This is a genomic window from Flavobacterium johnsoniae (assembly GCF_001879205.1).
Lineage (GTDB): Bacteria > Bacteroidota > Bacteroidia > Flavobacteriales > Flavobacteriaceae > Flavobacterium > Flavobacterium johnsoniae_A.
Genome location: NZ_MLFK01000005.1, coordinates 152,176 through 179,007 on the forward strand (window position 1 = coordinate 152,176; position 26,832 = coordinate 179,007).

Consider the following 26,832-nt stretch of genomic DNA (forward strand, 5'->3'; position numbering starts at 1 on the left):
ATAATTTTTTTAGATAACATCATAGGGGCTATTATTTTGTTATCTGTATAAAGTGAAATGTCCAACAAACTCTCTTCCATCATTCTCGTCATTTAGTTTAAGAACATACCAGTAATCACCTGAAGGTAAATCTTCGCCATTGTATTTACCATCCCATTTTTGACCATAGTGATATTTAGCAATTACACGACCATATCTGTCAAAGATTGAGAATGTAAGGTTGTTGTAAATATTTGTACAACCAGGACCCCACATTGTGTTAGTCGAACCAGCCGGAGTAAAGTAATTATCAAGACAAACATCTACGTATTTGATGTAGTAGTCTTTTGAATCTGTACAACCGTTTTTATCTCTAACCGTGATTGTATAAGTACCTGTTTTGTAAATCTTGAATTTATTTTCTGTACTAAAGTTTACTCCATCAATACTGTATTCATATTCACCTCCACCGCCAGTAGCAGTTGCTGTGATTATGTTCCAAACACCTTTTTCTTCTGCCAGCGTTAATTCTAGTTTAGTATAACCAACGATGTTAAACTTAACTTCGGCAGGACATCCGTTTGTATGTCTTACTGTAATAATATGATCACCAGCAGGAACATTGATAAAGACATTATCTGGCTGGATTGCACCTCCATCAAGAGAGTAATCAATATCAGCAGGGTTGTTACTTTCATCAACTGTAACTACTACCATGTTTGACTGCGCATTGTTAACACAATCGTAAGAGATAGTATACTTAGGATCCAGAAGAACCGGTAATCCCATATCTACTTCAATTTCGGTAGGACATCCTCCGTTATCTGCAATGTATACTATGTGCTTACCTCCGGTTAAACCTTTGTACTCAACAGTATTACCAGTTACAGGAAGGAATGGACCCTTCTCGTTATCAAGACTTGCTGTGTAAGGAGCTGTTCCGCCTTGAATTTCAATAGCAAACTCTCCGTTTTTATCTCCAACACAAACCTCTGGAATCATAGAGTTAGGAACTAAAGCTGCTGTAAGCGGATCTGGTTCTGTTACCTCAACATCTTTAAGGAAAACATAACATTCGTTTTCATCCTGAACTAAGATATCATAGAATCCAGGTTTCAAGTTTTCGAATACATTTTTGTCAAAGAACTGTTTAAATTCAGGCTCAATAGCATATTTGTATGCTCCTGTTCCTCCTGTTACATTTACAGTTATTTTACCGTTGTTATATCCGTTACATGTAACTCCTGTAACAACAGGACTTGCACTTAATGGTGCATTTGGTTCTGTTAATTCGATAACAGGTGTAAAGATCAAACAATCAGAACTTTCAATTTTAACAATATACTTACCAATAGGTAAATTTGTGAAAGTACCTGGTGTTGTCTGCACCGGAGCTGGAGTAATGTTTACTCCTGCCTCATTTTGCAGCGTATAGATATAGTTTCCTAAACCTCCTTTTGCTACCACTATAATAGAACCTGTTGAGCTTCCCTGACATCTAATATCAACTTCGCTTAAACGCTCGATATCTAATTTTGGAACTGGTGAGAATGGAATATGATTCGTCTCAGCATTAATACATCCATTTGCATCTTTTACAAAATATTTGTATTCCACTTTTGCCACTGTTTGTGGTAATGTGATGTCAACAAATGAGTTGTATGGTCCAAAATAAGTAGTACCGTCTGCACTATAGTAATATGGCGGTGTTCCTCCCTGGAAAGTAAGCTTAATTACCGGCGCTTTTTGACAAGTTTCGTTATCTACGATAGTTAAAGTTCCTGACGCTTTTGTTGGCTGATTAATAATTACTGTATTAGAATTATTAGTACAACCCCAAGTATCGTTAACCGTTACATAGTAACTTCCCGCTTTAAGACCTGTAAACTGAGCTGGTCCTTGTGACTGCTCAACCGTAATAGTACCATCAACTAATACTCCGTGTAATGTATAAGTATAGTTACCTGAACCACCTGTTACAGTATTAATAGTTACTACTCCATCTTCGTTATCGAAACAAGTAAGCAATGGCGTAGCACTGATTTGTACATTGATTGGTGTTGGGTTCACTAATGAAGCATTAACAAAAGTCTCACAACCAAAACTGTCTTTAGCATACACTGTATAATTTCCGGCAGTAAGATTCTCGAATATTGGAGAATCATTATAAGCCTTAACTACAGCACCACCAGATCTTAATTCGTATAAGTATTCTCCTGGCCATCCACCAGTTGCATTTGCAATGATTACACCGTCATTATTACCTGCAACACAAGTAATTTCAGACTTAGTAGCAGTAACAATTAATGCTGCTGTTGGCTGCTCTATTGTAAAGATTATTGCAGCCGTTGTACACTCTGGAGTGTTATCTAATTTTGCAACAACACTGTATTGTCCAGCGAGAAGATTACTTACTGTATTTGGACCTGGTCCTGTTATAACTGCTGTACTTGGGAACGGACCGGTAATTGTATACGTGAATGGACCTGCAGGATTACCCAGATTATCCAATAACGTTAAATTAACTACTCCGTCTGAAGTACCATAACAAATTTTATCGCTTGCAGGAACTGCTTTCAGTTCGTACACATTTGGTTCAAAGATGAAATGAACATCTTGAATGATACAGTGTGTAGCTGTGTTAAGAACTGTAATTAAATAGTTACCTACATCTAGTCCTCCAAATTTTCCGTCATTATTAGTAATTGGTCCATAAACTGTTCCGTTAGTTCCAGTAAGAGTGTAATCGAATGTTCCAGGAACATTCACACCATTCTTATCTTTCACTGTTACCGTAATGTCTTCTTTTGAAATACAAGTTATCTTTTTGTCTACAGTAACCACTACATCATCCATAGCAATAAATGGTAGAACTGAAGCAGTTTGTGTATTACCAATACAACCTTTGTCATCTTTAACAATTATTGTATAAGTACCTCCTGTATAATCCATTTCTGTATATACATTTATTGGGCCGCTGTATTTTACTACCCCTCCTTTAATGAAGTCGTAAGTATATTTTCCTGAACCACCATTTACACCATTAACCGTAATTGTTGCATGGTTACTAATGTTATCTGTAGTACAGCCATACTCTAGAACTGTTGGCGTTGGAACTACGATTATAGCCGGAGTTCCTACAGTTACCGGTTTTGAAGCCGGACAACCTCTGGCTGAAATCACCGCAACAGTATAAGTTCCTGCTGCCAATCCTGTAAAATAAGGATTGTCTTGTAATGGACCTCCATCTAAACTGTATTTGTAAGGAGGGTTGTCATTTGCACCTGTTTGATCTATAACAGCTGTAATTGTACCATCTGTACTTCCAAAACATGTTACTGGTGTAGAAGATGCATCAAATCCTATAATAGGAGTTGCAGCGCCTAATGTTACCTCAACTTCTGCAGTACATCCTGTAGATGTATCTGTTACAACAATTATATGTTTACCCGCAGTTAAAAATTTGAAATCGGCCGGTGTTGTTGTAATAGTTGTGGCTCCAATCGTATAACTGTAATTACCTGAACCACCTGTTGCTGTTGCGCTAAGACTTCCGTCACTATCTGCACAAGTTGGCAGTACAACATTATTATATTTTAAATCTAATGGCTCTAAAATTTCTACAATTTCAGTAAATACAAAAGGACATCCAAATTTATCTTTTACAGTTAAATCATATTTTCCAGGAACTTTTACTGTAAATGTTTTATCTGTTTGGAAGTCTCCACCAATACTGTATGTATAAGGTGCCATACCTGTAGCTAAAGCATCATTTACAACTATTACATAGTTTCCGTCATTATCAGGACATTGAGATAAAGCCGAAGCAGTAAATCCAGCTGGTAATGGGTCTGTAGTAATGTTTACAGTAATAGGAGCAGAAATACATCCGTTCAAATCTTTTGCATATACAAACCAAGAAGGAGTTGCAGGATTTAATTCTCTGGTAGCTTCTGGCTCAAATGTACCCGCAGGATCTCCAGCTTTTACGAATGAATAAGTATAGTCTGGGCTTCCACCATCTCCTTTAACTGTTACTAAAGCTCCTTTTGTACAATTTGCAGGTATATTATCGATTTCGGCAACTGTAACAAGACTTGGTCGTTTCACTTCAACTGAATAAGTTGCCGGACAGCCTGTAATAACATCAGTTACACTAATTACATACGTTCCGTTAGATAAACCTGTTAATGGAATTTCGGTATCAGAAGTTGTTATTGGTCCTACTGAATAGGCTCCTCCATCTGTAACTGAATAGGTATACGTTCCGGCAAATTTAGAAACTGTAAATGTTATTTTTCCATCATTTAAAGCATTACAAGATATATCAGCAAGTAATGAATGACCTACTTCTATTCTAACAACATCCTTAATTGGAAGTAATTTGCTGTATGAACATCCGTTGTTATCTGTTACTTTAAATAAGTAATCTCCAAATGGTAATCCGTTAAATACTGCTGGAATTGTATTATCTGCAACTTTTACAGGAGCATAAGGCACTGCAGGAGCTGCACCATTAAACTCAACAATTTCAAATGTTAACTCTCCAACACCTTTTGCAGCCGTAATAGATACATTGCTGCTGTTTCCGCTGATACAAGTAATTGGGCTTGCATTGAATGTTAAATCAATTGGAGGATCTAATGGAGCAACTGGTATTGTAACTATTCCTGTTTCACATCCGTTTTCATCTCTAACTGTATACGTTACATTTTGAATTGAATTATTATTGACTACCGTGAAAGTATTTTTAGTATCATAACCTTGATTATTAAAGTTATAATAATACTTACCATCTGCTCTTGGTGTACCGCCAGCAGCTGTAACTTCTATAATAGTTTCAACACTACATGAATTGTTTTTTAAGATTTCATATGTAGCTGTAAGCAATGTTGGCTGACTAATTACAACCGGAATTGCAGCAGAAGAACAACCTTTACTATCTGTTACAATAACAGAATAATTACCTGCTGATAAACCTGTGTAAGTTCCAGAATTATCTCCTGTTGTATTACCTGCAGGAGTTAACGCAAAAGTATAAGGACCCACTCCTTTTGAAGGCGTGATAGTTAAACTTCCATCTGTATCAGCCATACATTTTAAATCTACATGAGTTTCTGTACCTTCTGGCTGCTCTGGAGTGGTTACTTTTTCTGTATTTGTTTTTACAGGACAAGCAGGTGTATTACTATCTGTAATTACAAAATAGTAATCTCCAACAGCTGTTGGTGAAACTGTAAATTTGTTTCCAGTAGTTACCGGTACTTGTATACCAGAACCTGCTCCATTATGATATATTTCATAAAAGTATGGAGCTACTCCACCTTGAATTTCAACATCGATTGTAGCAGCTATAGCACCTGTACAATAAAGATCTTTCTTTAAAGTTGCACTTGCTGTTAATTGTTTTTGGATAACAAAAGTTTTGCTGTCCTCGCAACCATTATCATCAATAACAGTTAATACATAACTGCCATCTGCAGTGAATTTTGCTAAAGAGCCTACAGATAAACCGTCTACTTTAAATGATTTCACACCATTGTAAGTTGTAGAAAGTGCATCAAGATCTACTGTTAATTCTGCACCAACAAAGCATTGTTGTGCTGGCATATTAAGAACCGGAGGCAAGTTGTAAGTAACCAGAACGTTTTGTGGTCCTGCAATACAACCGTTTGCATCCTTCACATAAACGTTCCAAGATAGATCAACTAAACCAGTATGAGCTGTAAATGGTGTATCGATATTATCTGTAAAAGTTGTTGGAGCAGGATCTACTGCCTTAACTACAGCGTAAGTATAAGGAGATGTTCCTCCTGTTACACTCGTAACTGTAATTTGTGAATCAGGACTGTTACAAAATACTTTTGTAGCATTTGCCGCAATCACCATTGGAGCCGGCATTGTAATTACAACATTAGCAGATTTTGAACAATTTGTTGTATTGTCTGTTACTGTTATTGTATAAGTACCTTCAACCAAACCTGTAACTGTAACAATATTAGCTGCTATAGTTGGTGTGTTGTATGCTAATGCAGCAGGAGTACTTGTTACTGCAACTGTATAACCAGCCGCACTATAGTCAGAAACTGTGAAAGTTGCTGTTCCGTTATTATCAATTCCGTTTGCCGTATTACAACTTACATTTGTTGATGATGTACGTGTAATATCAATTGGTACAACCGGAGCAATTTTATAGTAATCCTCGATATAACATCCATTAGCATCTGTAACTCTAAACAGGTAATTTACATTTGTATCTAAATTTGTAAATGTATCTACTGTACCATTATTAAAATATGCTGGTGAAATTATTTCATACTTCGCATAAGGAGTATAACCTCCAGTAACTGTAACTTTTACATCGGCAACGTTTGTTGGACAAACAGGAGCTGTCACTACTGCGAAGTTAATAGTTAATAATTTTTGATATGGAGCTACAATTACAGTATCATCATACAAACATCCATTAGCATCTTTCACATAATAATGCACTGTTTCTCCAGCAATATTATCAACTAACTTAATGTTATCATCATAGTACACGGTACCTCCATCAAAATTATACTGATATGGTGCTGTTCCGCCTGTTCCGATAATTGTAACCACAGCTTCTTTAACCGAATTACTTGTATTACAGCTAAAAGGATCTACATTAACAATAGCGCCTACAGCTGCTGTTGGCTGACCAACATTATATTGTTTTGTAAGCGAGCACCCTTTTCCTGAAGTTACAGTAATATTATAGCTGCCTTGAGGAACATTAGTAAATACATTACCTACTAATACAATTCCCCCAGGAAGAGGTGTTGCCGTTGCTGAAGCAATAGTATAAGTATACACTGGTTCTGTATTACCCGGAAGTAAGTTTACCGTAATCGTTCCTGTACTAGAATTAAAACAAGTCGCATCTTTTACCACTGCATCAAAAGTTACAGGAATTGGAAGTTCAAGCTTAACCGGAACGGTTGCGCTGCATACACCATCTGTAACAGTAACAGTATAACTTCCTGCCGCAAGATTAGTAATAACATTATTTGTTACCACCGCACCCGGAGCATCTATAGTATAGGTATAAGTTCCTGTACCACCCGTAGTTGTTAGTGTTATTTTTCCTCCGTTTACTGCCGTACATGTTGGTTCTAAATTAACAACAGCAGGCGACAAGTCAAGAGGAGCATTAATATTTATAGTTTTAAAATCAACACATCCGTTGGCATCTTTAATATAAATTGTATGCGATCCAGAAGAAAGTCCTGAAACAGTATGAGGCAGACCTGATGGAATACTTGTATAAGAATTATCACTGTCTACACTAATTGAATAAGTTCCTGTTCCTGCAGTAGTTTCTATAACACTTACATTAAAGTCACCTTCTGCTGCACAGTCATTAAGTAAATCTAAAGTAATTACCGGACTTGAATCTACCGGAATTACTTGTCCTAAAGGAACCTCACAACCTTGTGCATCTCTAACAACTATATTCCAATTTGTACCTGAATTAGGATCTAATTCTAAAACATTATTAGTACTTGTGAAAAGAGTAGGAATAGCAGGTGCAACTGCCGCGCCATAATAATATGGTCCTGTTCCGCCTGTTGTTTTAATAGTTACGAATGCACCATTATGGCAATTAGCAGGAATTACTGAAGTAATACTTGCATTCAGAGGCTGAGCTGGCTGCGCAATTTCAAATGTGAAAGCTGTTGAACACTGTGTCTGATCATCTTCTGTAACCTGCAATACATAATTACCCGCTGGTAAATTATTAATAGTATGGGTTACAGGACCACCTGCTGGTCCAGTTAATGGTGGACCCAATGGTATAGCAACAGGCAGTAAAGTTAATGCATCAAGTATTTTAAAATTTATTTGTGTTACAAGAGGATTATAATCCTGAACTGTAAACGTTAATGTTCCATTAGAAGTACCAGAACAAGTAGCATCTGTACTTGCTGTACCGGTAATTTTAATTGTCGAAGGAGCCGCAGGCGTTTGAACCTCTTTAATAGAAATACAATTATTTTTATCTCTTACTTGTAAAAAGTAAGTTGTATTGTGTAACAAACCTGTAAAAACATAAGTATTACTTGCTATTGGAGCTGTCTCTGGCTGACCAAAAATAGAATATCTATAAGGACCTTGTCCTCCACTTGTAATAACCTTAATATCTACTCCTGTAGCACAACTATTAGAGTCAACTACATCGTCTATTTGTAAATCAGGTGGTGTTTCAATTCTAAGTCTTGGTGTTTCAAATTTACATCCATTAACATCTACTATTGTAATATAGTAATAACCGAAATTAAGTCCTGAAAAAGTATAAGGAGTCGTTGGAACTGTTCCTGAATTTTCAGTATATGTTGCTAATACAGCACGGTTTGTGTCATATAATGTATATACATATGGAGCAGTACCACCAGAATTTACACTTACGCTAAAGGTTCCAAGAGTATTTAAATTACAAATAATTGGAGTTTGAGTTACAACTCCATCAATTGGAGCAGGATTAGTTAAAACTACTGTATCTGCATACTCACAGCCTTTTACGTCTCTTACAATATAATTGTAAGTTCCTGCTGTTAATCCTCCAAATATATAAGCATCATCAAAAGGTAATCCGTTAAAGCTATATTTAAACGGAGCTTCTCCGGTAAGTGCATTTAAACGAACTACACCATCTGTACCTGCGTTACAAGTAGGATTAGTAGGAGTATGAGAAGCTGTTACAGTTGGAGTAGGATTAATAACAACTGTACTAGTTTCTTTAGTACAACCATTGGCATCAGTAATTTCAAACTGATAAGTTCCTGCCGCTGATGTAGTATATACAAAAGATGTTGACATTCCTGCAAAAGGAATTGGTGTTCCTGTGTAAGCAGCAGGAAGCACTTTCACTCTATATCCAAATGCTGGTTTTCCTCCTGTTACTGATACTGCAATAGTTGCATCTGTAGGCGAAACAGCAGCACATGTAAGATCTTTTGTTCTTACTGCAGTAGGAATCATTGTTCCGTTTACAGTAACAGTTGTTGTATTAGTACATCCGTTTGCATCCTTAACTGTAATTGTATAAGTTCCTGCAGCTACAGTAAACGTATCTGCCGGGCTTGGTGCAACTCCTGTATTAATAGTATAAGTATATGGCGCAACTCCATCAGCTCCTGTGGCTATAATTTTAAATGAACTACCCGAAGCAGTACATTGATTGTCCACAACAGCAGTTACTGTTGGTTTAGTATCTGTTGCAATTGTAACTGGTATTGATGTTGTACATCCTTTACTGTCTTTGGCATAAATAACCCAATTTAAGTCTGCACCAGAATTAGAATTAATATTAAATACAGCTCCTGGACCATAAACCGGAGCACCAGTTGTATCATCAGCATCTAATATTGCATATTGATAAGTTGGTGTTCCTCCTGTAGCCTGTACAGTTACAGTAGAAGTTATTTTTCCGCAATTAGCATTTACATTAGAATCAATTGTTAAACCTAAAGCATTTGCAGGTTCTAAAATTTGAATTGTTCTTGTTAATGTACAATTAGTAGTCTCGTCAGTAAATACAACATCATAGATACCTACACCACGATTTAATGTAAATACCTTTTCAGTTCTACCCGTTACAGTAGGTTCGCTGTTTACTTTGTAGCTATAAGTCGAAGTAAAGTTTGAAACATTAAATCTCATTGTTCCAGTTGCATCTCCATGGCAATAAACATCATTTAATTTAGTTGCCGTAACATCGATTGAAACTAAAGCAGGAATGTTTTTAGCAAAATCATCATAACAACCATTTGCATTTGTTACTCTGAAAACATAATTACCCGCAGTAAGATCTGTGAAAATTCCATTTGTAGCTCCAGATGTATTACTTACTGGTCCTGAAACAATTGTATAAGTTCCAGATCCCGCACTTAATGTAATTGTAGCTGTACTGGTTGTGCTTTCAACTGGATCACAGTAAATTACAGTAGCATCAACTTTTGAAATCTTAGGTAAAACAAGCGGTGCTATTGTAATCGTTTTTTCTGCTGTTATACAGCCATTATCATCTTTTACAGAATATTTTACTGTTTGTGTATTACCGTTATCAGAAACGATAAATATATTTGAAGTCTCATAAGAACCTCCATTGAAACTATAAGTATAAGGAGCTTTTCCTCCAGTTGCTGTAACTGTAACGTCTTTAGATTCTTTAGTATTAGAAGTATTACATGTAAACGGATCAACACTTGCAGTAGCCGCTAATACCGGAAGCTCAGTAATTGTAACCTGTGCTGTACCTTGACAACCTATAGCATCTGTAACTACGATATCATAAATACCAGCAGCCAAACCTGTAGCTGAGGCTGATGTAGTTGAAGCAGAAACTGTTGCAGGAACAGCTGCTCCGCCTTTAGTTATAGCATAAGTATATGGAGCTTTTCCAGAGGTTGGCGTAACCAAAAGACTTCCTGTGCTTTCTCCATGACATTTTACATCTACTTTGCTTGTGTTTACTGTTAGAACAGTAGATTTTAATGTAACATTAATAATCGTAGATAAAGCTGAACAAGCCGGAGCTGGTGTTTTAGAATCGGTTACTTTAAATTGATATGTACCTGTTCCTGTTGCTAAGTATGGATTCGCAGCAGTTACAAAACCTCCACCATTATAAGAAACCTGATAACTTACAGTACCTGTACCTCCCGTTGAACTTAATTTAATTGTTGTATTTGGAGTACAAGCAGCATCTGCTTCAACTTCTGTTTTTATAGTCAGCTGTTCCGGAACTACATAAGTTGTAGTAGCAGGACATCCAAATCCATCTTTTAAATATAAAGTGTATGTACCTGGAGTAAGGCTGAAATTATTTGTAGGTACGAAATTAGTACCATTAATACTGTAACTTGGTGTTCCTACGTAAGTTCCCGTAATTAATATATCAACTGGTGAACCTGTATAACACTGCATAGCAGGAGTATCAATATGCGGCGGATCTTCAGTTAAAACTGAAACTGTTTTCTTAACGACACAGCCATTAGTATCTTTAACATAAACATCTATAGTAGTTGTTAACACCGCTGTATCAACTTTTAAAGTTGTTCCATAAGCAGTAGTTGGCGCTGTAGATAGGCTTTTTGCGTAAGCATAAGAATAACCACCGCTTCCGCCAGAAAGACCTGTAATTGTTAATGTTGAAACTGTAGTAGAACAGTTAATTTTTGAAGCAGTTACAGTATAGTTGATCTCAGTAGCTGCATCAATCGTAACTTGTGCTGTATTTGATACACAGCCTGTAGTAAGATCAGTTGCAACGAAAGAATAAGTACCGGCACCTAGACCCGTAACTTTTACTTCATTGCTTACTTTTGTTGCTGTTCCGGAGTTAGGAGTTAAAGTATAACTAAAATTAGTTGAACTTACCGTAAAAGTTGCTGTACCATTGTTAGCTCCAAAACATACTTCATTTGTTTTTTCTCCTGAAGCTGTAATTGCAGCTGCCGGATTAATAACTGTTGAGTCTGTAACAGAACATCCTCTGGCATCGGTTACTTTAAATGTATAGGTACCAGCCGTTAAATTACTAAACGTACCAGTTGTATTAGTCCCTGTTACAGGCCCAGATGTAATGGTATAAGTTAACGGTGCAATACCTCCGGTAACGGTTAAAGTAATACTTGTTGAAGTATTATTACATGTAATCGCAGCTGGTGCTGAGAAACTAATTGCTGTTGGCGGGTTAAATGCCGGAACTACAATAGTTTTAGTATCAATACAACCATTAGTATCTCTTACAGAGTAAGTGATTGTTTGTGCTGCATTTGTATTTGTTACTACTAATGTATTCGTATCGTTATAATTTGTATTACCTACACCAAAATTATATTTATAGTCTCCTGTACCTCCTACAGCTGAAGTCGTAATAGTTGTCGTAGTGCTGCAAGTTGTGTTTGCTGCAAAATTTGCCGAAGCTACAACTTTTGTAGGGTTGTTTAAGGTTACTTTATAAACTGGAGAAACACAGCCTTTACTGTCTTTTACCTGATATGTATATTCTTTACTGTTAACTGCTCCAACAAAAGCATCAAGACCTGAGAATGTTGCAGAGTTACCAAAAAGGCCTCCGTTAAAACTATATGTATAAGTTGGTCCAAAACCACCTGCTCCTACAACTGTAAATTGACCATCTGTGCCATTATTACATTTAGGATCTGTTTTGCTAACCAAAGAAGCTGTTGGATCTACTTTTGCATTTACTGCAACAGCTGATGTTGTAAACTGACAACCTTTAGAATCTGTTACTCTAAAAATAAAACTACCTGCTGTACTTGTTTCATAAACAGCCGTCAGCATTGGATCAAATGAAGTTCCTCCGTTAGTAGATACTTCATAAGTATATCCAGGTGTACCACCCTGAACATTCATTACCGTAATTTGAGCATTAGGCGAATTCGTACAATCTAATGGTTTGGTTAATTTCGCTTCTGCTTTTAATTCATTTGCTATTGTTGGAATTCCAGAAACATTGGCAGTACATCCGTTAGCATCTGTAACTACAATAGTATGTGCCCCAGGTCCAACATTTTTAAAAATATTGCTTGTTTGTCCTGTCTGACCATCTAAACTATAAGAGAATGGTGATTTTCCGTTATTTACAGTAACTACCAAAGTAGCTTTGTTAGTTAAATCATAACATAAATCTGAGGCCGTAACATCTAATGATGCAGTAGGCGCAACTGCTCCTGTAACCGTTACTTTGTTTGAAGCCGGAGAGGCACAATTGCTGGCATCTTTTACAAAAACTTCAAAATCTCCTATTTGTCCAACATTAAGCTGGAAAGTATCTGAATCTTGAAATGGTTTTACAATAGTACCATCAGTTAAACGCAGTTCATATTTAAAACTTGGTGTTCCTCCACTGGTCACTTCTGCTTTAATAAGAGCCCCTACCGTACATGTTGGCGGTGTAACAACACTTGCTGATAATACAATTGCAAGCGGTGATTTGATTTCTTTTGTAAAAGTTGACGAACATAAACCTGCGTCGTCATTTTTAACAATAACTTTATAAATTCCTTTCGCTAATCCGTTGATAATTACCGGAGATGTTGTTGAAGAACTCCAGTTTGCTCCGTTATCGATAGAATATTTAAAACCATTTACAGTATCAAAATTCTCTACAGCTATAGTAATACGCCCGTCGCTTTTATCACTGCAGGTTGTATCATCAATGATTGGCTCCGAAACTTTAAACGCTTTATTGCTTTGAATAACAACATCAAATTTCTTCTCTGTGATACATGATTTAGGTAATTGACGAACCCAAATATCATCTACAAGTAAATCATTTCCACTGAATTTATCATTATAAGAACGAATTACAAAACTAAGATTATTATAGGCCCCAGGATTTAAAGACAATTCTTTATAATTCCATATTTCATTTCTTGGCACTTTCCAAGGATTTGCAGTATCGGTTGTTGCAACGATAATTTCTCCTGGTCCGCCTAAGTCATTAACTAATTGTATCGTTAATTCCGGATCATAATAATTGGCTCCTGTAGTACTCTTCATTAAATTTTCTGCCCATAATGAAATAATTACGGGTTGATCTACAATAACGTCTTTAATAGGTTTACTGTAAATAATACCTCCAATTCCCGCTGAACTTCCAATATTAACACATAAAAATCTTCCTAATTTATTCGTAGGTAAAGTGTGATCTTTAGCAACTACCCAAGTACCTCCAAAAGTTGTTTTGATACTGCTTGCAACAGCATATTTACCATCGTTTATCTGGTAATCATTGATGTTACCGCATATTGATGGAAAAGTTACCGGGTGTGGAGTCGTTTCATCTTCAAAGCAATATTTCGAGCTGATTCCTGGAGTTGTAGTATAACCTCCTGTTCCAAAATCTTCTTGTAATAAATTACTATATGTTGCAGCTGCAACAGCTTTGTATTTTACTGAAATTTGATGAGTTCCTGTAGGAACATTATTAAATACATTACTGGTAATAGGAACATTAGGCTTGGTATCGATATAATACTCATATGTATAATTTCCTCCTCCTGTATTGTTTACAACAATAGTAGCTTTTCCTGTTCCATCACAATTATAAACAACCTGAGGGTTTGGCTCAATAGTTGGATCTGCTGGTTTAGGATCTAAAACAATATCTGACATTGGAAAGATACAACCTTTGCTGTCTTTAACGTAAACCGTGTACTTTCCTGGATTAACATAAGCTTCATTTGAATTTATCCAATTTACTTGGTTATCAAAACTATAAGTATATCCTGGTGTTCCACCCTGAACGTTTGTAATTCTAATTTTACCCTGGTGTTCAAATCCTGCTGGTCCGCATCCTGCTAATTCAGATACACCCGCAGAAGCTGTTAAAGCATCTGTTGGACCTGCAATTATAATTGTTCTGGCCGGATCTGTACATTCAACACCATCATAAGTATACTTAACTACTAAAGAATGTGATCCAGCAGCTAAATTGGTAATTGGTGTAACAGAACTGAATGCTCCATTATCAACGCTGTATGAAACTGCATAACCTGAATTTGCAGGTGTAACAGTGATATTTATTTGTCCGCTGTTAGTTCCATAACAATCAACGGAGTTCGGCGTAGCCGTAACTGTTGGTTTTGGAATCTGCGTAATTTTAATTGGCGCTAATGTTACTTTACATCCTTTATCGTCTACAACCACAATGTTGTAAATTCCGTCTGTTGGTAAAGTAGCAGTAGTTACCGGAATAATAGGGTTTGTAATATAATTTGTATTACCGTTTATGTAATATAAGTAATAAGGTGGCGGCCCCGGTCTTGGAGTACCTCCTGTAACTGTAACTGTAATTTCACCATCGCTGCAGGCAGAAAGCGTTTTTGTAATTTTGGCTTCAGCAGTTAAACGATAATCTAGTACTTCAATTTCTTTAGTTGCGAAACAACCATTATGATTTGTAGAAAAATCAACTTCATATACCCCCGGATCAACTCCTGTAAATGTAATGTAGTTGTTTGTTATTAATCCTGTATTTTGAATTTCAACAGTACTTCCTTTTTTTCTAAGGATAAACTTGTATTCGCCAGGAACATTACTAATAGAAGCTTTAATTGTTCCCTTATCTGCAGTACAAATTGGGTGCGTAGCTTCAAGATTTGTTTTAAATTCTAGTTCCTGAACAGTAACATCAACAAAAAACGGACATGTTGAAAGTACACCATCAATTAATACCGTCTGTCTGATTTGTACTTTATAATCTCCTTTTGCAACATTATTAAATGTACTGGACGTTTGGTAATTGGTACCATCTAAACTATAGCTGTAACCTGAATTTTCAGGTGGATTTGTAACGGTAATTCTACCTGGAGTATTACAAATGATGTCTTGCTTTTCTGCTTTTGGATCAAGTAAATTTTGGTAAACATTAAAATAATGTGTAACCACACATGTATTACCATAATTAATTACAAGTCTGAAAACACCCGCTCTATCTGCTGTAAAAACTGGACCATTTGCAACAGTAGTCCAGTTAGTTGCACCTTCATAAGGACAGCTGTCCGGATTAGGTGTTTCTGCAGGAGGCACATCTTTTGTTTCCTGCCAAACGATACTTGCAGCATTAGTAATTTTAGTGTCTATGATTCTTTTATCATTTAGACCACATAAAAATATTTTTGGAAATGGCTTTTGGTCACGTACACAACCATAAGCTTCACCTGTAGCAGGATCAATATTGTCTCCTTTTATTGGACTTTTATTTGTTCCAGCCAAATAATCTGTAACAACAAATGTCTGCTTAATAGGTTTACAATTTGCCGCACCGCTGTTTTCAACAGTATAAGTTCCCGGTTTATCAATAGTAACTTGTCTGTTGTTACCTCCAAAAATAACGCCGTTAGGGTCTTTCCATACATAAGTTGTATAACCATTAGCAGCAGTTAAAACGGCAGTACCACACAACGACACATCGCGGCTGAATAAACATTTATCAATACCTACTAAGAAATTGGTTGATGTTGGTTCGCCCACATTACATTCTGATATTGTAGAATAACTACCCTCTCCAAATCCTCCTGGAGTTGTGTTTTTATCTCCAAAGTATTTAGAAACCGCTGTGTTTTTAATTTCGTTAGAACAAGCATCAACTAATTCATTACAATCTTTTACAACACGAACCTTAAATTTAATATTGTAGTAATCTCCACTGCCCGTTTGTTTAGAAACAACCATATGATCTGGTACTGTAAACACAAGTGTTCTGGTAGCAGCAGTATAAGCCGCAGTAATACCGGGCTCCATAAATATTATATCACTAAGACCATTAAAGATTACATTGTTTGGAAGAACGTCTGTAATAGTAAAGTTTTTAGCATTATCATTACCCTCATTTCTAAACTTCAGTTCATATCTAAGTTCCTGATCCAGACTTACAGGCTGACCGCCAATAATTTTATCGTCTTTGTCAAGTACATTCTTCCTGATTACAATTTTTGGAGCAATAATTTCTACTGATAATGCATTAAAAAACATATAGTAGGAATCCGATGAAGTACTGATTCTAAGTGTAGCATCGGTTTCATCATTTTGTATGATACTATTATTAACGTTATCAATTTTTACAACCCCTGCATCATACCCCAGCGTATTTCTACTGGATGGAGTACGGCCTCCCATAACAACATCACCATCTGTTATAGAACTATTAAAAAAGTTTGGAGTACTAGCTCCCCACCAACTTACATCAATTGGTCGAGCTAATGAAGATATAGCTCCCCACGCACCAGATTTAGCACCTTTAATTTCAAGGCCGTCTCCTGTTAATTTATTATCACCTTCAAGTGCACTAAAAGCTAGTTTTACATTTACATCTCCAAAAGGATTTGTTCTAAAACCAGAAATTGGAATATCTAATGGTGCATCACTATTTCTAATAATACTAAAACCGTCAAAACTTGTAATATATTTATTTGGAAGTAATGGATCTTTATAGATTACATAAATAGACCATCCGGCTGAGTTACCTCCTCTTCCGTTATCTAGTTTTCCTTCTGAACATACTAAATCACCAACAGTATAAACACCTTCTTTGGCTGCTTTAACTTCGTCTGTAATTTCTTTAAAACAGGCATATGGTTTTGATACGTATGCATTATTAACACCTGCTGCTCCTTCATCCCATAGTACCGTTCCTGTAACTGTTTTATAAGCTGCAGTAGGAGTCTTTAATTTCACCTGATTAATCTTGCTTCTATCAGAACCCTGATAAGTTCCTCCCCAATACAAAGCAGCATATACAATTTCATAACAAGTTTTACTTGCCTGAGGAATTGTTAATGTTGCAGAGCTTGAATTTAATGTTGTGGTATTGTCGTTATCAATATCAATGTATTTCATGTTGAAATTATCATTGACTTCACTCTTGCTGCCGACATCATTATAAGGATCTTTTGGACGCTTATTATTTCCATCATCCCTATTTAAGATATTGTTTCCAATAACTAAAATATCACCATTTAAACTGGTTGTATGCCGCGTAGTAAAACCCTTTCTTAACTGAGCGAAAGAAGTAATACTGAGCAACATGAATACAACTGCAATTAATGCTTTAAAAATAGTAGGTTTTTTCATAGTCTTCATTTTGTTTTTGGGCTTTTCCTTTATTCTCTAAGGGGCGTTAAAAAATAAAGTACAGCATTCTGAAACATTTATTATAAATGTCCTTCTCAGAAATAGAGAAGGACGAGTTTTATTCTCAATAATTATATTAATTCTCCACTTTTACGATCGCCATTTTCCCGTTATATGACTTAGATCCTTTTGCTTCAAGTGCCTTTGTAGCCTCTTGTAAACCATCGAATTTCTCGTAATAGATGTAATACTTACTTGTTGTAATGTTGTAGAAGAAATTAATGTTTGTAAGTCCGGCTGCAACAGCTTTCGTTAAGAATTGATCTCTTTTTTCAACACTATTATGTACCGCAAGAATCATGTAATAACCACTTTCAGAGTTTTTAATATTCTTAATAATCTGCATGTTTGACTGATCTTCACCAAAATCAAAATCACTTGCTGTTAGCGGCGTACTGCTTAATTTGGTTGTCTCTTTTATTCGTTTAAGAGCGGCAACGTCCTGCGCATATCTTCCCTGATCATTTTCATAAGCTGCACGTTTAATTCTACGTTTTTTCTCAATTTCCGTTTCCGTTTTGATACGCTCTAAATCGGCTAATAAAGCTGCACCCTCCTGTTCCATTTTTAACTGCGCTGCTTTTAATTGATTTATCTTTTCAAGATAAGCTTTGTTTAAAGCATCGTTTTTATTTGGAACTTTTTTAAGCCTTTCGTTATATAAATTTGTCAGCTTGGCAATTTCATCTTTCTGGATTCTGCTTGCATCAGCAAGTTGTCCTTTTAAAGCCTCTAACTGGCTGTTTTCTGCAGCAACACTTTTAAATGGTTTTGGCTCTCTATAAATTCCTTTTTCACTTAAATCATTCTCTTCTTTTAAGTCGTTCAAGTCTTTTTGTTTATTTGCTACAGTAGATTTAAACTGATCTAATAAATCATTTTGTGCTTTACTTGTACCTTCAATAGACTGCGTTAAACTTTCAATTGCTTTTGCTGTATCGTCTTTTGCGGCTGCTGCTCTTGCTGCTGCTTCGGCATCTGCCTTAGCTTTTTCTGCAGCTAATCTTGCCTGACGTTCTTCTTCCTCTCTTAATAATCTTGTTTCTTCTTCAGCTTTTAGTTTTTCTGTTGCTTCGGCATCCGCTTTTGCTTTTGCATCGGCCAATAACTTAGCTTGTAAAGCCACCATATCTGCTTTTGCTTTAGCATCTGCTGCCAGCTTAGCTTCAAGAGCTTCTGCATCGGCTTTAGCTTTAGCATCAGCTGCTAGTTTTGCTTGAAGTGCTTCTGCATCTGCCTTAGCTTTTGCGTCAGCTGCCAGCTTAGCCTGACGTGCTTCTTCTGCTTCTCTTAATTGTTTCGCTTCAGCATCCGCTTTTGCTTTCGCTGTAGCTTCGGCATCTGCTTTTACTCTTGCATCAGCAATTAATTTAGCTTGAAGCGCTTCCATATCAGCTTTGGCTTTCGCATCAGCAGCAAGTCTAGCTTGTTCTGCCTCTGCATCCGCTTTGGCTTTAGCATCTGCTGCTAATTTAGCCTGGCGTGCTTCTTCATCAGCTTTGGCTTTTGCTTCTGCTGCTTGTTTAGCCTGAAGGGCTTCAGCATCAGCTTTGGCTTTGGCATCAGCAGCTAATTTTGCTTGTAGTGCTTCTGCATCGGCTTTTGCTTTTGCATCGGCTGCTAATTTGGCCTGGCGCGCCTCTTCTTCTGCTTTAATTTTTGCTTCTTCTGCTTGTTTTATTTTTAATGCTTCTGCGTCGGCTTTAGCTCTTGCATCGGCAACCAATTTTGCTTGTAATGCTTCAGCATCTGCTTTTGCTTTTGCTTCGGCATCTAACTTAGCCTGTGCCTCTGCTGCTGCTTTTGCTTTTGCTTCTGCCGCTAACCTTGCTTGTAATGCATCTGAGTCGGCTTTTGCTTTGGCATCAGCTGCTAATTTTTCTTTTAGAGCTGCCTCTTCTGCTGCTTTTGCTTTAGCATCTGCTGCTAATTTTGCTTTGTTTGCAGCATCAATAGACGCTTTAGTTTTTGCTTCAGAAGCTGCTTTTGCTTTTGCTTCTGCCGCTAACCTTGCTTGTAATGCATCTGAGTCGGCTTTTGCTTTGGCATCAGCTGCTAATATAGACTGCATGTCTGCTGCTTCTGCTTTTGCTTTTGCATCAGCTTTACGTTTAGCTTCAGCTGCATCAGCTTTGGCTTGTGCATCGGCTGCTAATTTTACTCTTAATGCTTCAGCGTCAACTTTTGCTTTTTCAGCTGCGGCAAGTCTTGCCAGTCTTGCTGTTTCTGCATCAGCCTTAACCTTTTCTGCAGCTGCTAATCTTGCTTTAGCTGCGGCTTCAGCGTCAGCTTTTGCCTTATCTGCTGCTAATTGCGCTGCTGTTTTTTGTGGTGCTGCAGGAGCTGGGTTAGCCGCAGTTTGTTTTGCTTTGGCTTCTGCATCAGCTTTTGCCTTAGCATCTGCTGCTAATTTTGCTTTGTTTGCAGCATCAATAGACGCTTTAGTTTTTGCTTCAGAAGCTGCTTTTGCTTTTGCTTCTGCCGCTAACCTTGCTTGTAATGCATCTGAGTCGGCTTTTGCTTTGGCATCAGCTGCTAATTTTTCTTTTAGAGCTGCCTCTTCTGCTGCTTTTGCTTTAGCATCTGCTGCTAATTTTGCTTTGTTTGCAGCATCAATAGACGCTTTAGTTTTTGCTTCAGAAGCTGCTTTTGCTTTTGCTTCTGCCGCTAACCTTGCTTGTAATGCATCTGAGTCGGCTTTTGCTTTGGCATCAGCTGCCAGCTTAGCCTGACGTGCTTCTTCTGCTTGTCTTGCCTGAAGTGCTTCTGCATCGGCTTTTGCTTTTGCGTCAGCTGCAAGTTTTGCCTGAAGAGCTTCAGCGTCTGCTTTGGCTTTAGCATCAGCTGCCAATTTAGCCTGACGGGCTTCTTCTGCTTGTCTTGCCTGAAGAGCTTCTGCATCGGCTTTTGCTTTCGCATCAGCAGCCAGTTTAGCTTGAAGTGCTTCTGCATCTGCCTTAGCTTTTGCGTCAGCTGCCAGCTTAGCCTGACGTGCTTCTTCTGCTTGTCTTGCCTGAAGAGCCTCTGCATCTGCTTTCGCTTTTGCATCAGCAGCCAGTTTTGCTTGAAGTGCTTCCGCATCGGCTTTTGCTTTGGCATCAGCTGCCAGCTTAGCCTGACGTGCTTCTTCTGCTTCTCTTAATTGTTTCGCTTCAGCATCCGCTTTTGCTTTCGCTGTAGCTTCGGCATCTGCTTTTACTCTTGCATCAGCAATTAATTTAGCTTGAAGCGCTTCCATATCAGCTTTGGCTTTCGCATCAGCAGCAAGTCTAGCTTGTTCTGCCTCTGCATCCGCTTTGGCTTTAGCATCTGCTGCTAATTTAGCCTGGCGTGCTTCTTCATCAGCTTTGGCTTTTGCTTCTGCTGCTTGTTTAGCCTGAAGGGCTTCAGCATCAGCTTTGGCTTTGGCATCAGCAGCTAATTTTGCTTGTAGTGCTTCTGCATCGGCTTTTGCTTTTGCATCGGCTGCTAATTTGGCCTGGCGCGCCTCTTCTTCTGCTTTAATTTTTGCTTCTTCTGCTTGTTTTATTTTTAATGCTTCTGCGTCGGCTTTAGCTCTTGCATCGGCAACCAATTTTGCTTGTAATGCTTCAGCATCTGCTTTTGCTTTTGCTTCGGCATCTAACTTAGCCTGTGCCTCTGCTGCTGCTTTTGCTTTTGCTTCTTCTGCTTGTTTTATTTTTAATGCTTCTGCGTCCGCTTTTGCTTTAGCCTCCGCTGCAATTATAGCTTGTCTTGCTTCGGCATCAGCTTTTGCTTTGGCATCAGCTGCTAATTTTTCTTTTAGAGCTGCCTCTTCTGCTGCTTTTGCTTTAGCATCTGCTGCTAATTTTGCTTTGTTTGCAGCATCAATAGACGCTTTAGTTTTTGCTTCAGAAGCTGCTTTTGCTTTTGCTTCTGCCGCTAACCTTGCTTGTAATGCATCTGAGTCGGCTTTTGCTTTGGCATCAGCTGCTAATATAGACTGCATGTCTGCTGCTTCTGCTTTTGCTTTTGCATCAGCTTTACGTTTAGCTTCAGCTGCATCAGCTTTGGCTTGTGCATCGGCTGCTAATTTTACTCTTAATGCTTCAGCGTCAACTTTTGCTTTTTCAGCTGCGGCAAGTCTTGCCAGTCTTGCTGTTTCTGCATCAGCCTTAACCTTTTCTGCAGCTGCTAATCTTGCTTTAGCTGCGGCTTCAGCGTCAGCTTTTGCCTTATCTGCTGCTAATTGCGCTGCTGTTTTTTGTGGTGCTGCAGGAGCTGGGTTAGCCGCAGTTTGTTTTGCTTTGGCTTCTGCATCAGCTTTTGCCTTAGCATCTGCTGCTAATTTTATTTTCAATGCTTCAGCATCTGCTTTTGCCTTATCTGCCACTAATTGCGCCTGTGTCTTTTGTGGAGCCGCGCCAGCTGCTGCCGGTTTATTTGCAATCGCTTGCGCTCTTGTTGCTGCGGCTGCATCAACTCTTGCTTTATTATCTGCCGCTAATTTGATTCTGCGTGCTTCCGCATCGGCTCTTGCTTTATCAGCTGCCAATTGAACGGCTGTTTTTTGTGTTGTCGCAACTGCTCTGTTTGCTGTTGCAGTCTGCGCTCTTGCTGCAGCTGCGGCATCAGCTTTTGCCTTAGCATCGGCTGCTAATTTTATTTTAATAGCTTCGGCATCTGCTTTAGCTTTATTGTCTGCTTCTAATTTTGCTTTGGCTGCAGCTTCGGCATCTGCCCTAACTTTTTCAGCCGCCGCTAATCTTGCTTGTTTTGCTTCTGCATCTGCTTTTGCTTTTGCTTCTGCGGCAAGTCTGTTCTTTTCAGCAATCTCAGTTCTGTTAACTTGAGTTGCTTCAGATTTTGGTTTAGCCTTAACTGGCTTTGGTTTTGAAGGATCGATTAATGAACCTTCTTCGTCATCTCCGTAATAGTAATTTCTACTTTTGAATTTGTATGCAATTGCAAATTCATGAGAACCTCCCATGTTTGTAAAATTGCCCATTCCTCTTTCGTAGTTGTATTCGATTGCAATGCTTGGTGAAATATTAATACCCAAACCTGCAGAAACTCCGTATAATGTATTGTAACCTGCCTGTGCCCAAACTCCTTGCTGTAATGCCAGCATAGCAAGTCCGGAAATCACTGTTTTATCCTTTTTAAGTTCTGTTTTTACAATTCCGGAGAATTTACTTCTGTCAAAAAAACCATAGCTGTCCAGATAGCCTGTGTACATAGCATGCAGTTCGATTGCTCTTTCAGGATCGTCTTTTACCATTCCTGAACCAAAATTGTAAAGCACTAAATTGTTAACCGATACTCCAAAATCAAGAAAAGCGGTTCCGTAATTAATACCTGGATTAACAGTAAGTAAAGTATTTGACGGATAATCTCCGTTTAAAATATCTGTATCGTCTGTTATAATTTTTCCTTTATCTAAACCACTTTGGTAAACACCAACGTTTAAACCAAAAGTTAAATTACTGTCTTGTTCTAAAACGATATTATGAGCGAAATTGGCAATACCGCCAAAAACGGTCATTAATCCATAATTTTGTTGAAATAAGCCAACCGCAAAAGCTTCATTCTCTCTAAAACGACCTGAATAATTTGCTAAATAAGTTTGTGGTGCGTTGTCAAACTGAACCCATTGCCTTTTATTATAAAAACTGGCATACGGATTAGATTCGCGAACGAAACTAAAAGTTGGGTTAATTAAATATCTATTAAACTTTAAAGAATTTCTTATAGGTAATGAAAACGAAACAACTCCATTCTCATTTTGATCCTGAGAATAGAGTGCATTTGAAAAACCGTAAAATAAAGTTATGAATAGTAAAATTTTCTTCATATTATTTAATCACAGTTATTGATCCTTTTTTTTCACCTGTGTCTGATTGAATGACATAATAATATACTGGATTTACATTTTTAAAATCTATTGCGGTCTGAGGCCAATCGCCCTGATAGTTGACTACATCCAGAACCTTTTCTCCGTTTGAACTAAGAATTATTACTTTGGTATTTGCGTTTTTATATTCATCTGGTATGTTCCAATATGGATTTAAACCACTTAGTTTAATAATATTTTGAATTACAGATGACGGCTGAGAAGGCCCCGTTACTCTAAAATTAAACTCCTGAGAAGAGATACATCCGGTTGCCTGAGAAATTTTTACTCTATAATTACCTGGTACGGCTACCAAGTACGAATTTGATGCTGCACCGCTTATAGCATTTCCGTTTAAAAACCATTCAAAAGTCGGATTTGCGGCATCTGTAGTAACTGATACATTTAAAGTTTCTCCTTCGTTTATAGAAGTTGTTTCTGCCACATCTATACTAGCTGTAAAACCATTACTTTGTAAGTTAATAGACCCTGAAGCTTTACAACCTCCAAAATCAACTTCTACGTTATAAACACCGCTTTCTTTTGCGTTAATACTGCGGGTTGTTCCTATTTGTTTTCCATCTTTTGTCCAAACATAACTGTTACCGCTTGTTGCAGTTAAAACTGTTCCATCACCGTTTGAACAAAAAGGGTTTCCTAAACTTGAATCGATTGTAACTGCAGAGCCTCCTCCTGAAGATGAAACTGTTACACGATTCGAATAAGATCCCGATGTACAAGTACCGTAATTTGTTTCAACATAATAAACACCTGGTGCAGTAACGCTGTAAGTTGGCCCTGATGCACCCGCCATAAGAGTTGGAAGTGCAGAAACGCCATTGTCTTTGTACCAGTTGTATGTTAGAGAAGAAAATTTCAAAGGAGAATCATTAACAGGATCTGCTGAATCCGGGTCAATTTTTAATAAATAACTTCCTCCTGCACAAAATGCAGCCGTACCATTAAAATTATTTATGGTATACTGCCTGTCATGTGCTTTATAATAAACCGGGAAAGCATTCTTTAAACCAAAAGAAACAAATTTACCGCTGGAAAAACCTGTAGTAGAAACTCTCAGACTATAAGTATCTGAACCAACAAGATTAGTAGGAACCGAAAACTTTACAGTTCTTTGAGTACCAGTATCGCTAACAGGAGTAGTAGCTGCCGTTACAATGGTTGTAAAATTGTTAGTTGAAAGCTCAACCACAAAAACCGTTTCGGCAGGAAATCCTGTATAGGTAAATGTTGCCGTATATTCATTACCGTCAATACCCGCACAAATCCTATCAAAAGGCAGTACCTGCGGACTGATAGTTTTTGTTTGGGCATAACAGTTTGATTTAGTAAAAATAATTATACTAAATAAAAGCAATATTTTGGTAAAAGATAAAGTAGTTTTTTGAATCATATAGTGCGAGTTCTTGCTAAGTCTATACGCTCAAAAAACAAGATATCAATGAATGTTTCTGAAAAATCATATTTATAGTTCTCAATGATATCTTTTGCAAGAATTGAGGTAGAACTTATAAATGAATTTTCATTACAATCTGTAGACTGATCTTTCATTTCAGTTGCCATAGTAAGGTTGTCCTTGGGGGTGGACAACCCTACTATAAACTGATTTGAATTATCTATTTTGCTGTTAGTCGTAACAGCTGAATCGTTATTTTGATTTTCTTCGATTACCGTCGCTGATTTGCAGTCAGAACCAACAGAAACTGTAGGCTTTTCTGTTGCTGAGCTTTGCGCATACAGACTTAACGAAATAGGAGAAAGCAAAAAGAATATATATAAATACTTTTTTGTAGATAGAGCCATTATGTTTTGATCTTTATTTGGTCCTTATAAGACGATACATAAATTGTGTCTGGGGACTTTATTAATAAAATTTACGCGAAATAAAAATCGAAATCTATTTATCTATTGCCGCTAGAAGCTGTAATTTTTCCTAATTGTAATCTGTAATCTGGTTTTTTAGGGTTGAACATATCAATGAATGTTTCTTTATTGCTGCTTTGAGAGTAAACATTAAAGAACACACTGTTACCATACCAGCTCTCTAAATCTTCGTTGTTAGAATTGTATTCAGTAAAGATATTTCCTTTACATAAGTTGAAATACATTTCCTCAAATTTGATTTTTTTAAGGTTAGCATCATTGATTTCTGTTTTGCTGTCTAATAATACTGCAGGGTTAAATCCAGAGATCACACTTCTTTTCATTTCAAGAGAAGCATTTTCAGCCACGTAAACAGCCTCTTTTACTAAACCTGCCTGAATATCAGCATTGATATTTTCACTGTCATTAAGCATTGTAATATTAGTTGCAACAACTAAAGTTTGTTTTTTAGTAAAATCTGTTTCGCTTTTCTTCTCATACGATTTTACTTCCATGCATCGAGATCCGTCTTTTGTACTTGAGAAGTAAGAAGATCTAACTGCTAATGAATTATAGAAACGACATTGTACACCTTGTGTAAATTTGTAATCGTCGTTGATTGATTTATAAGAAACAAATTTTGTAGCATTTACATCTCCGCCTAAGAAACCAAAAGAATCTCCTCCAGCGTAGCTTACCATAATGTTTTCAAGAATTGTTTTGTTTCCAACACCAGCCAAAGTTAAACCGTTGAAAGTATCAACACCTTTTACTTTTTTACCGGCAAATTCGATTCTCACGAATCTTAAAATTCCAGAGTTTGAAGCAACATTATCACCACCATAAGTAGTTAAAGTTGGGTCAAGATCCATATTGTAAGAACCTACGTTTCCGAATTTGTTAATTGGAGCATCTCCAAGAATAACAACTCCACCCCAGTCTCCAGCTTTTTTCTGGCTGCGGTTTGAAGTAAATACAATTGGGTCAGTTTCTAAACCATCTGCAACTAGCTGTGCACCTTTTGTAACTACCAATGTTCCTTTTGTTTCGAAATCACCAATAATTAAAGTTCCCGGTTCGATTGTTAAAACTGCATTGTTAGTAACATAAACGTTACCCTGCAAAACATAAATATTCCTCTTAAGCAATTTAGTATTAACAGAAATGTTTCCTGCTAAAATTTGATTTGCTTCTCCATACTCTACTTTGTTAGGCTTAAATTCAGTCCAGTTGTTTAACCAGTTCGTGTAGCCCATAATTCCTTTCTCTTGTTGAGCACTCATACTTGTAACTGTCAAAAGTACGCAGATCATTTGAGTAATTTTTTTCATGATAAAGGTGTGTATTAGGTTAATAATAAATTTGGGTATGCGTAAATGAAAAAACTCCTCCCGTGTTTTCTAAGTAAAATTCAGAATACAGCGAGA

At 37.2% G+C, this 26,832-nt stretch carries 5 protein-coding genes; all 5 read right to left on the bottom strand.

Going from position 1 to position 26,832, the window contains the following annotated elements:
• Positions 1 to 39: 39 nt before the first annotated feature.
• Positions 40 to 17,610, bottom strand: coding sequence for a T9SS type B sorting domain-containing protein (locus BKM63_RS05960; protein ID WP_071635720.1), 17,571 nt, complete (start codon positions 17,608 to 17,610; stop codon positions 40 to 42).
• A 136-nt stretch (positions 17,611 to 17,746) separates the two neighbouring features.
• Positions 17,747 to 23,485, bottom strand: a complete 5,739-nt coding sequence (locus tag BKM63_RS05965) for a PorP/SprF family type IX secretion system membrane protein (RefSeq protein ID WP_242661105.1) — start codon at positions 23,483 to 23,485, stop codon at positions 17,747 to 17,749.
• A 1-nt stretch (position 23,486) separates the two neighbouring features.
• A complete protein-coding gene (gene sprC, locus BKM63_RS05970; protein WP_071635721.1) occupies positions 23,487 to 24,935 on the bottom strand; it encodes a gliding motility protein SprC in 1,449 nt (482 codons plus the stop codon).
• Entirely contained in the window at positions 24,932 to 25,345 is a 414-nt protein-coding gene (locus tag BKM63_RS05975) for a hypothetical protein (RefSeq protein ID WP_071635722.1), read from the bottom strand. The genes sprC and BKM63_RS05975 overlap by 4 nt, the downstream gene beginning before the upstream one ends.
• Positions 25,346 to 25,443: 98 nt before the next feature.
• A complete protein-coding gene (locus tag BKM63_RS05980) occupies positions 25,444 to 26,736 on the bottom strand; it encodes a hypothetical protein (protein WP_071635723.1) in 1,293 nt (430 codons plus the stop codon).
• Positions 26,737 to 26,832: the final 96 nt, after the last annotated feature.